Annotated in this window: 1 protein-coding gene; it reads right to left on the reverse strand. The window is 68.7% G+C overall.

The genetic code is table 11. The features are described 5' to 3' along the window. Position 1 precedes the first annotated feature (1 nt). A partial coding sequence (locus tag ACFWF3_RS27435; RefSeq protein WP_379316286.1) for an amino acid adenylation domain-containing protein occupies positions 2–3,870 on the reverse strand: 3,869 nt, incomplete at its 5' end.

Genomic DNA, 3,870 nt, shown 5'->3' on the forward strand with positions numbered 1-3,870 from the left:
GTCATGATGCGGTCGCTGCCGCTTGTTCGAGCAATCGAGCCAGTCGGGCGGCCACCTCGGCGACGTGCGGGGACTGGATCAACGTCAGATGGTCACCCGGTACCTCGACGACCTCGAGATGTCCTGCCGCGTAGGCATCCCAGCCGTTGGTCGGGTCTCGGTGCAGTGTGCCCGCCCGATCATGGGCGGGACGAAGCACCTGCGGCAGCGGCAGCGCGGCGCGCAACAGGGAGATGTCGCCGTCATAAGCCTGCGGCCGGTAGGCGTCGATCGCGCGCCACCCCGCCACGAACACCTCGAACAACCGCCGGACCAGCGCACGGGATCCGGTCGGCGGCAGCACGCCCGCTTCGACGGCGGTGTCGAGGATGAAGTCGAAGACTGCATCGTCGGTGTCGAGCTCCTGCGGGATCTCGATCACCGCGGTGTCGGCGCCGCGCGCCAGCCACAGCAGTTCCCACAGGAAGAACTCGTAGAGCGCGTGTTCGGGCACCGGCATGCCGTCGCCGTGGCGCACCGTCATGGTGTCGATCAGCGCCAGGGTGCCCACCTCGTGACCGGCCTCGGACAGTTGGCGCGCCATTTCGAAGGCGACCATCCCGCCCAGTGACCAGCCGCCCAGATGATAGGGCCCCGCCGGTTGGACGCGGCGCAATGCCGCGATGTAGTTGCTCGCCATCTCCGCGATGGATTCGGCCGGGGTGCTGCCCGTCTCGAGACCCGCGGCCTGCAGGCCGTACAGCGGCAGCCCATCGGGTAGGTGTTTGCTCAATTCGATGTAGCAGAGCACATTTCCGCCGATCGGGTGCACGAGGAACAGCGGTGTCCCGGTACCCGGTCGCAGGAGCACCAGCGGATCGACACCCGCCTCGGCACGTTCGTCGAGCTGCGCGGCCAGGGCGGCGACTGTGGGGCCGGTAGCCAGGGTGGAGACCGGCAGCGACACCCCGTAGCGCTGTTCGATGGACACGATCAGGCGCATCGCGGTCAGGGAAGTACCGCCGAGAGCGAAGAAGTCGTCGTGCACACCGATTTCGGGCAGGCCGAGTGCTTCGGCCATCAGTGCCGCCAGCCCTGATTCCGCGGGCGTGCGCGGGCGAACCCGGCCCGCCGAGGTGGCGGCGGGCAGTGCCATTGCGGCCAGGACCGCGTCGGCCCGCTTGCCGCTCGGAGTCAGTGGCATCGCGTCGAGCCAGACCAGCCGACTGGGAATCATGTAGTCCGGCAACCATTCCCGCAGTGCGGCGGCGATCTCCGCCTCGTCGGCACCGGCACGGGAGCCGACCAGGAACGCCACCAGTACGGTGTGGGCGCTGGAGGCCCCTGCGACGGTGGTGTGCGCCACCACGGCGACTTCGCTGACGCCGGGCAGCTCCGCGGTGACGCGGTGCAGCGCCAGCTCGACTTCCATCGGTTCCACCCGGTGACCGCGGATCTTGACCTGTCCACCACGGCGACCGTCACTGATCACCTCGCCGCCGGGCAGCCGGCGACCGATATCGCCGGTCCGGTACAGCCGGCGCGGCGGTGCGAACGGGTGCGGAACGAAGGCGGCCTCGGTGAGATCGGGCCGGTGCTCGTAGCCGTCGGCGAGGGCGGCGCCGCCGAGGTAGATCTCGCCGGGCACGTGGTCGGGAACCGGGCGCAGCCGGTCGTCGAGGACGAGGATCTCCACGCCGTCGATGGCGGTGCCGATCGGTGGCAGCACCGGGAACAGCGCCGGGTCGCCGGTCATCGTGTATCGGGTGGCGACATGGGTTTCGGTGGGGCCGTACTGGTTCTCCAGCAGCACTTCGGTCCCTGCCGCGCACAGCGCCCGGATCTCGTCGGTGACGCGGAGTTGCTCGCCGGAGGAGATGATCACCCGCAGCCCGCTCGGTGCCGTGCCGAGCCGGATCGCGGCCTCGGCCAGTTGCTGCAAGGCCACATAGGGCAGGAAGATCCGTTCGGTGCCGGTGCTGGTGAGTACACGGGCCAGGGCAGGTAGATCGCGGCGCTGCTCCTCGCTCAGCACGATGAGGCGACCCCCACCGCACAGCGTCGAATAGATCTCCTGGAATGACACATCGAACGACAAGGGGGCGAATTGCGTGGTCGCCGGGGCCCGTTCGACACCGGGGAGTGTCCCGCTGGCGGTCGACAGCTGCCAGCGGATCAGATTGGCCAGCGCGCGATGCGGCATGGCCACACCCTTCGGCGTCCCGGTGGAGCCCGACGTGAACAACACGTACGCGGTGGCCTCGGGATCGCTCGCCGGCAGTTCGGCAATACTTCCGGGAGCGAGCAGTTCGTCGAGGGTGAGTCGCGAATACCGGGGTGGCACCAGAGTCTCGTGGCCGGCGCCGGTGATCACCGCGAACGGCTGTGCCTGGTCCAGCATCGCGTGCAGGCGCGAGGTCGGATAGCTGACATCGAGCGGCACGCAGGCCGCGCCCGCCTTGGCGATTCCCAGAACTGTCGCGATCTGCTCGGGTGATCGGTCCACGGCCACCGCGATGCGGTCGCCCTGGCGTGCCCCGCGCGCCACCAGTGTTGCCGCGACCCGATTGGATAGGGTGAGCAACTCCGCGTATGTCATTGCCCGACTGCCGACTTCGACGGCAATCGCATCGGGTGTGCGGGCCGCGCGGGCATCGAAGAGGTCGATCACCGTGCCAGAGGCAGGTGCGGCGACCAGCGTCTCCGGGGAGGGAGCCAGCGAGCCGAAGTCCACTGTGGCCGAGGGATCGCCGGTGAGCAGGTCGAGGACGCGCAGGTAGGTTTCACCGATGCCGACCAGCTGGTCGCGGGTGTAGGTCGCGGGGTCGCCGTCGACGCGCAGTGCCAGCGTTCCGTCGAGCGGGTTGCGGATCACGTTCACCAGCAGCGCGAAGTTGGTGTCCTCGCGAATGTCGATGCCGAGCAAAGTCACGTCCAGCGCGTCCATGGCCGCGCCCGCGGCATGGAAGTGGACATAGTTGAACGCGGTGTCGACGACCACGCCTACTTCGCGCTGGATGTCGGTGAGCGGGAACCGCTTGTGCTGTGCGCTGTTGCGCTCGCGCTCGAAGACACCGGTGAGCACCTCACGCCCACTGCGGCCGCTGAAGTTCAACCGCAGTGGCATCGTGTTCAGGAACAGTCCGGCCATGCGCTCGGCATCGATGCGCTCGGGCCGCCCATGGGTGACGACGCCGGTGGTCACATCCGTGCGACCGGACAACAGGCCGACGGTGCACAGGTGTGCGGCCAGCAGGACTGCCTTGACCGGGATATGCGCGGCGGCGGCCACTTCGTCGGCGCGTGCCAGCAAGTCGGCGCCGACCGCAACCGGTACCGAAACACGGGCCTGCGCCGGGCCCGCGGTCGGTGTCGCATCCACGGGGACATGGGGGCGCAGTCCGGGGACACCGATCGTCTCCGCACCGTCCAACTCCCGTGCCCAGTACTCCCGATCGGCCGGATCGTCGAGCGAATCACGCTCGGCACGAACATATTCGGCGAAGGACGGAAGCTCGGCGGGGAACTCGCCCGCGCCCCGATAGTCCGCCAGCAGCTCCGAGATCAGCGTCGCCACACTCCAGCCGTCGAGGATGGCGTGGTGGAACGCCAGCACCAGCTCGATCCGGTCGGCGAGCCGGTACACCGTGAGATCGAACAGGCCTGGCTGGTCGAAGTCGTACCGGCGCAGGCGTCGTTGCTCGATATGGTCACGGATCAATGCCTCGGCCTGGTCGGTTTCGGTCGCGCGCAGGTCGACGATCGTCAACGGGGGATCGAGGTGGGCGTGCACGAGTTGCAGCGGCTCGGAGTAGCCGGCGAGCTCGAAGGAGGTGCGCAGCATCGGATGCCGGGCGACCGATCGCGACGTCGCGGCACGCAGTGCTGCCT

Origin of the sequence: Nocardia sp. NPDC060220 (assembly GCF_042727815.1) — a bacterium.
Lineage (GTDB): Bacteria > Actinomycetota > Actinomycetes > Mycobacteriales > Mycobacteriaceae > Nocardia.